Source organism: Terrimonas sp., assembly GCF_003075435.1.
Classification (GTDB): Bacteria; Bacteroidota; Bacteroidia; order Chitinophagales; family Chitinophagaceae; genus Agriterribacter.
The window spans coordinates 1-7,171 of record NZ_QCZJ01000054.1 but is presented as its reverse complement, the minus strand read 5'-3'; the positions used below and the strand labels follow the sequence as shown (position 1 = coordinate 7,171).

The following is a 7,171-nucleotide window of genomic DNA, read 5'->3' as shown; positions in this document are numbered from 1 at the left end:
TGAAATTGACTGCCGGAAAGGTTTTGTGGTATCTTTTTCCATAACATGCAATATGCTCATCAACTCTTATACCTTTTCTATTTTTAATTATTAACATATGTGCATATCGTTTAATACAAGAGGCCTACTGATTACGGACGATTTTAATGAAAAAACGGCATGGGAAATTTCGCTGTCCCGCAAAAATGAATATCAAAACGGCGCATATTGGGGTACACCAACAGGATGGGTGTGTTATGCTATCGCATTAGTAAATCAAAAAAATGCGCAGCAATTAGCCAAAGCATATATAGATGATCTTAGAGAAAATGATTTCAGGAAAGGAGGTGAAGCCGCTGCGCCGTATGAATGTTTCTATCCACCCTCCCACCAGCAAAACCCGTTGTATATGACAACTGTAGCCTGTCCTTATATAGTTTTTAAAGCAGCACGATTCAGGAGCAGCGCCCCCTAATTTAGCCTGCCCACAAACCTGTATACTTATCTCCCTCACCCCCGGCCCCTCTCCGCACGGCGGCAGGGAGGGGAGCCCCAATTCAAATCAGGTTGATAAAATAGCAAGAGCAGGAGGCTGAAAATCTAAAAGTGTGATGAATATTTAAACGCCTGCCTGGTTATAATTCGTAGCTGACGTGGTAGTTAATATAGTTTGGTGTTATGCTAGCGTACCGTCCCTCACCTTTGCAAGTCGGCTGGCAGGAAGGAGTGAATACTTAACACGATTCATATTTCCCGGACAATAGTGGTTATATGCAAGTATATACAGTATAGCTGCTGCAGGCAGGTTTTATTAAGTTGTAAATGACATTCATCACTTTCCCTCATCAGTGAATTTTACCCACACATATTCATCCCATATTTTATTATTTTTTTCTACAGCTTTCCGGTGAATACATTCCATATGAAAACCGTTCTTTTCAAGCACTTTCATAGATGCGGTATTATACTCAAATATTTTAGCGTATATGCGAACCAGGCAGGAAAAATGTTCAGCCACATAATCCATCATAAGTGCTACCGCTTTTGTTGCTATTCCTTTACCCCAAAATGGCTCTCCTATCCAATACCCAATTTCAGCACTGATACGGGCAACGTCTTCCTGCATTTCCAGTCCTATGCAACCGGCCAGCTTTCCATCTGCTTCTATAGCTAATACAAAGGGCATTTCAGGGGCGATACAATATCGTATAAATTCATCTGCGTTTTGTAATGTATATGGGTGGGGAAGCCTGTCGCGTACGTTATTCCATATTTTGATATTATTGGCAAGTGTTGCCAAAATCTCCCGGTCATTTTTTTTCCATGCACGCAAACTAACCAGCATAATTACACCGTTCGTTTAATATAACTGTTATAATCCGGAATGGTAGCTTCATACTCCTCATGCATCAAAGGAGAAGTCATTAAGAAATCCGAAGTTGCCCTGTCGTTAGCTACAGGTATATTCCAAACAATAGCAAGCCGCAATAAAGCTTTTACATCAGGGTCATGCGGTTGCGCCTCCATAGGATCCCAAAAGAAAATAAGTACATCTATTTCTCCCTGTGCAATCATCGCGCCGATTTGCTGATCTCCTCCCAACGGGCCACTCAACATTTGCTTTACCGGCCTGTCAAGATTTTCTTCAAGCAATTTTCCTGTAGTGCCCGTAGCTATAAGCTCATGCTTTGCCAGAATGGTCTTGTTAAAAATAGCCCATTCAATTAAATCCTTTTTCTTATGATCGTGCGCTACTAATGCTATCCTTTTCCTTTTCTTTAAAATACGGGAGTTTATCATGCCTGTGTATATTTTACGGCGACAAAGCTAATTAAAAGCTGTCAGCCGTCAGCTATGGGCGGTGGGCTATCAGCTATCAGCCTTCAGCTATCGGTCTATATCAGTTAGCGTTGCCTTCCTATACCGTATAAAAAGAATAAGGTATAGAGGATGGGGTTACATTTACACCCATGCCCTACACCTTACACCCTACATTTTCATGCCCTACGCCTCCATCACGCCTGGTCTTCTTTAATCTTCTCCCTTATCTTAGCTTCTATTTCATTTGCCAGTTCAGGATTGTCAAGCAGTAATTGCTTAACCGAATCTCTTCCCTGCCCGAGTTTGTCGCTGTTATAGCTATACCAGCTACCGCTTTTTTGGATGATGTTCATTTCAACACCCATATCTATAATCTCACCTACTTTAGAAATACCTTCACCAAATACTATATCAAATTCAGCAGCTCTGAAAGGAGGCGCTACCTTATTTTTTACCACTTTTACTTTTACACGGTTTCCTATTGCCTCATCACCATCTTTTATCTGCGCCATACGGCGGATATCCAGCCTTACGGAAGCATAGAATTTAAGGGCATTACCACCGGTAGTTGTTTCGGGGTTGCCGAACATTACACCAATTTTTTCGCGCAACTGGTTAATGAAAATACAAACGGTATTTGTTTTACTGATAGTGGCCGTTAATTTGCGTAATGCCTGGGACATCAGTCTTGCCTGCAATCCCATTTTGCTGTCACCCATTTCTCCTTCCAACTCGCCCTTAGGCACAAGCGCTGCAACAGAATCAATCACTACTACATCAAGCGCGCCTGAAAGGATCAGGCGGTCTGCTATTTCCAAACCCTGCTCGCCATAATCCGGTTGAGAGATCAATAAATTGTCTACATCAACACCAAGTTTTTGCGCATAGTTGCTATCAAATGCATGCTCTGCATCTATGATAGCGCATACGCCGCCTTTTTTCTGCGCCTCTGCAATAATATGTATGGCAATGGTTGTTTTACCGGTTGATTCAGGACCATATATTTCTACTATCCTTCCTTTGGGAACACCACCAACACCCAGCGCTGTATCAAGTCCGATAGAACCTGTAGATACAACTTCCAGTTGCTGTTCTCCCTTTTCATTCATCATCATTACACTTCCTTTACCGAAGTCTTTTTCGATTTTGTCAATGGTTAGCTTAAGCGCTTTCAGCTTTTCAGTATTTGCAGACATAAAGTATGAGGTTTTAGATTGGTAAAATTAATTGTTGAATGTAAAGATATGGATAAACTTATTAACACTAACAATTTTAGTAAAAAAAGCTAAAAAAAATGGATTTTGAATGTTTGTGGTTTTGCAAACTATAAACAACAAACAAAAACAGGCTGCCTTTTTGAGACAGCCTGTGTATATAATATTAAGACTACTGATCTTATGATTTGCGGGAATTTTGCCTGCGTTTGCTCCAGTTATTACCAGGTTTAAATCCATTGCCTTCCTGGCTACCCACACGGTCCATAGCACAACGGAAACCTACCGTACTGCTACCCTGAGTTTCATCAAGGAAACGGCGTGTACCAGGGCTTAACCAGTATGCACGGTCGTTCCAGCTTCCACCTTTAATTACTCTTGAGTGGTCGCTGATCAAAGTGGTTACACCGTAACCATATGTAACCTGTGAAGCAGAATCACCATCAACAAAGTTGATTACATTACCGCGCTGATAATTACGACGGTTTTTGCTCTCTTCGTCAGTCACATCTACTTTTACTACCCTGCCCAGGCTGTCTCTTTCGTATTCGTTGCTTTCATTCTTTTTGAACTTTTCAAACTTATTACCACGATAAGGGTTAAAGTCATCATTATCAATGTTAGAAAGAGGACGGTATACGTCAGATACCCACTCGTTAACGTTTCCGGACATATTATATAAACCGAAACCATTGGGATAAAAAGCGTCTACAGGACCGGGGATTGAAGCATTATCATTCAAACCACCGGCAACACCCATCATATCACCACTACCACGTTTGAAGTTTGCAAGGAATTTACCCTGCCAGCTTCCGTGGCGGCTGTCTCTGAGCCCATTTACATTCTGACTCCATGCGTAAACCTGCTTTTCTTTTACAACCTCTTCACCAGTACCATTAGATTTTTTCTTTGGCTTGGGGTTTTGTAATATATAACCATATGCTGCATATTCCCACTCAGCTTCTGTCGGGAGCCTGTAGTTCGGCAACATATAACCATCTTCAAAGTTTACTTTTGTTCTTGGTCTGCCATTAGCATCCATCAAAGGATTCTTTTTAGGCTTACCAGGCTGGGGCTGATAAAGATCTTTGAGGTAAGCCTGGGTATTAAAGTTTTCCTGGCCTTGTCCCTGCAAAGTTTTTAACTGGTTTTTATTGATATATCCTTTTTCAACAAGTATTCTTTCGTTTACCCTGTCACTGCGCCACAAACAAAAATCATTTGCCTGCTTCCAGCTAACACCCACTACAGGATAGTTGTTATAAGAAGGATGACGGAAATAATACTCTACCAACGGCTCATTATACGCCAGCTCTTCTCTCCAAACCAGGGTATCCGGTTTAGCAGCTTCAAGCACCTGCGCATACTGGGGATCATCAAACACTGCTTCGAGCCAGTGGAGATATTCACGGTAGTGAACGTTGGCAACTTCTGTTTTATCAATGTAGAAAGAAGATACAGTAACACGGCGCGGAATATTGTTCCATTCGCCCATCACATCTTCCTGTGTGGCACCCATAGTAAATGTACCACCCTGAACAAATACGAGACCGGGTCCGGTTCCTTGTTCTTTTTCCTTTGACACGTTGAAACCACCCATGTTTTTGTCATTGTAGTTCCAACCGGTCACTTCGGATTTTTCATGTTTTTTCTTACCAAACAGCCCATTTTTACATGAACTGAACAGCAGCACAACCGCCGCCGGTAAGAGCACAAGATTCTTAGCTTTCAGTAGTCTTTGCATTTTTGCTGGATTTAAACTAAAAAAGATAACGGGTATTATAATCTGATTATTGCATTTCAGACTGATATACTATCAATATAAACGGTCTTTAACGCTAAACAATGCGCAATTTAAACACTTTATAAAAATAAGTACAGATGTATAATAAGTTTTTATGTTTATTAAATGCTAAACTTTGCTTTTTTCAATCAAAGTGGTGAAAACCATGCAATAAACAATAATATTAGGGCTAAACCCGTTTCTTTGCTGTGGTATTTCAAAAATGGTACTATAATTGATTGAAGGGCAGAGATTTTTTGTATTTTAACAGTTACAAAAAAGATACCGGAATACCAAAACGACTTTACTTTGCAGCTTGAATTTTATCACATTAAAAGCTATCCGAATATTGAATAGAATGCTACTCATTATTCATTTTCAATAAATACTATTTCTAATGACACACTCATTGAAGAGATTTTGTCTTGCGGGTTTGCTGCTTGTGGGAATATCATCGCATGGTTTCGCCCAGGATGCTGACAAGATTAATATAGTAACTACAGCGGTTCCCTTTTTAAGGATTTCGCCTGATGCACGTGCCGGTGGTATGGGAGACATGGGCGTATCTACCTCCGCTGATATTAATTCCCAGTTTTATAATGTAGCCAAATACCCTTTTGCTAAAACCAATAGTGGTGTTGGTTTAACGTATACTCCCTGGCTTAAAGACCTCGGATTATCTGATGTTTTTCTCGCATCATTAGCAGGATATTATAAGCTTGATGAGCAACAGGCGATTTCGGCTTCTCTTCGTTATTTCAGCCTTGGCAATATACAGTTTACCGATGCGCTCGGTAATGATCTGAACCAGGGCAGACCAAGGGAATTTGGATTAGACCTTGGTTATTCACGCAAACTTTCAGACAAATTATCATTAGGTGTAGCATTAAGATATATCTATTCCAACCTTGCGGGTAATGCTCCGGGCGCCAATGCCTATAAAGCAGGAAATACCGTTGCAGGTGATGTTGGTATTTATTATAATGGCGCTAATGAAGAAGGACAGGGATGGAATATAGGCGCTGCTTTCAGCAACCTGGGTGGAAAAATCGGGTATACTTCTGATGCTACCCAGAAGAATTTCATACCTGCTAACCTTGGTGTAGGCGTTGGGCATACATGGGTTACCAACGAAGTGCATAAGATCAGTCTGAATGCAGAATTGAATAAATTACTGGTACCCGCACCTCCGGGTCAGGATGCCAGCCAGGAAGACTTTGATAAATATAACAGTGATGGTGTTGTATCCGGCTGGATGAAATCTTTCAGCAATAATGCTATGTCTTATGCCGCAGGCGCTGAATATGTATATAATGATCAGTTTGCATTGCGTGCAGGATATTATGCTGATACAAGAAGCATGGGCAAAAGAAGCTATTTTACCATGGGCGTTGGCATCAACTATAATATTTTTGGATTGAACTTTTCTTATCTCCTGCCTTCAGGTAATGGCGTTAACAGGAACCCGCTTTCCAATACGCTTCGCTTCAGCCTGTTGTTTAATCTCGGCGCTGATGCAGAAGAAACAGGAAGTACGAATAAAATAGCATTTTAGCGAATAGGTAATAGTGAATAGGCAATCATGAATCACTATTCACTATTGACCATTCACCTCTTTTCACATCCCCGGCAGCTATTCTCTGCCGGGTTTTTGTTTTTATTTATCTTAGCCCAAAACCAACAATTACATGTCATACAGAATTGGATCCGGTGTAGATTTTCATCAATTGGTTGAAGGAAGAAAATTATGGATAGGCGGTGTGGAAATCCCGCATTACAAAGGCTCTCTGGGACACAGCGATGCGGACGTATTACTTCATGCCATCTGCGATGCCATGCTGGGGGCTTTATGTTTGGGAGATATCGGCCTGCATTTTCCCAATACTTCCGCAGCATTTAAAGATATCGATAGTAAAATACTGCTCGAAAAAACTTTTGAACTGATAAGAAAAGAAGGGTATGATATAGTGAATATCGATTCTACGCTTTGTCTTGAAGCGCCTAAAATAAAACCCTATGTTGAGCAGATGCGTAATGTAATTGCAAACATTTTACATTTAACGCCCCAGGATGTTTCTGTGAAAGCAACCACTACCGAAAAAATGGGGTTTGCCGGCCGTGAAGAAGGATTGATGGCATATGCGAGTGTGTTGTTGAAGAAGGGAGAATAGGGATTAGCAGTCAGCAATCAGCTTTCGGCCCTTGGAGTACAATCATCCCTTTTCTTAAGCAAGGAGAGCGTTAACGGGTGTCTTGTCCTAGCATAAGTAGACAGATTTAAGAACAAAAAAATCTGTAATACCATGACAAGAGATGTCCAAACGGTGATCCGGTATAGTATTAGCTTTAAGCAAAAAGTAGTCAGAGAGTTAGA

At 41.0% G+C, this 7,171-nt stretch carries 7 protein-coding genes; 3 read left to right on the top strand and 4 right to left on the bottom strand.

From position 1 onward, the window contains the following. Window positions 1–97: 97 nt before the first annotated feature. Window positions 98–454 carry a hypothetical protein gene (locus DC498_RS25570; protein WP_116876965.1) on the top strand — a complete coding sequence of 119 codons (357 nt, stop codon included), beginning with the start codon at window positions 98–100 and terminating at the stop codon, window positions 452–454. A gap of 357 nt (window positions 455–811) precedes the next feature. On the opposite strand, the gene DC498_RS25565 is transcribed toward DC498_RS25570, so the two are convergent. The 4 genes from DC498_RS25565 to DC498_RS25550 all read right to left on the bottom strand — a co-directional run bounded on the left by DC498_RS25565 (window position 812) and on the right by DC498_RS25550 (window position 4,758). Next, on the bottom strand, window positions 812–1,324 hold the full coding sequence (locus DC498_RS25565; protein WP_116876964.1) for a GNAT family N-acetyltransferase: 513 nt from the start codon (window positions 1,322–1,324) through the stop codon (window positions 812–814). 2 nt (window positions 1,325–1,326) lie between these two features. After that, the gene (locus DC498_RS25560; protein ID WP_116876963.1) at window positions 1,327–1,779 is read right to left on the bottom strand and encodes a methylglyoxal synthase; all 453 of its coding nucleotides are present in this window, start codon (window positions 1,777–1,779) and stop codon (window positions 1,327–1,329) included. Between the two features lie 215 nt (window positions 1,780–1,994). Beyond that, on the bottom strand, window positions 1,995–2,996 hold the full coding sequence (gene recA, locus DC498_RS25555) for a recombinase RecA (RefSeq protein ID WP_116876962.1): 1,002 nt from the start codon (window positions 2,994–2,996) through the stop codon (window positions 1,995–1,997). Between the two features lie 199 nt (window positions 2,997–3,195). Beyond that, complete coding sequence (locus DC498_RS25550) at window positions 3,196–4,758, bottom strand: SUMF1/EgtB/PvdO family nonheme iron enzyme (RefSeq protein ID WP_116876961.1); 1,563 nt, start codon at window positions 4,756–4,758, stop codon at window positions 3,196–3,198. 436 nt (window positions 4,759–5,194) lie between these two features. Between DC498_RS25550 and porV the strand changes: the two genes are divergently transcribed. Next, the gene (gene porV / locus DC498_RS25545; RefSeq protein ID WP_116876960.1) at window positions 5,195–6,352 is read left to right on the top strand and encodes a type IX secretion system outer membrane channel protein PorV; all 1,158 of its coding nucleotides are present in this window, start codon (window positions 5,195–5,197) and stop codon (window positions 6,350–6,352) included. A gap of 133 nt (window positions 6,353–6,485) precedes the next feature. After that, window positions 6,486–6,968 carry a 2-C-methyl-D-erythritol 2,4-cyclodiphosphate synthase gene (gene ispF / locus DC498_RS25540; RefSeq protein ID WP_116876959.1) on the top strand — a complete coding sequence of 161 codons (483 nt, stop codon included), beginning with the start codon at window positions 6,486–6,488 and terminating at the stop codon, window positions 6,966–6,968. The last annotated feature ends 203 nt before the right edge of the window (window positions 6,969–7,171 follow it).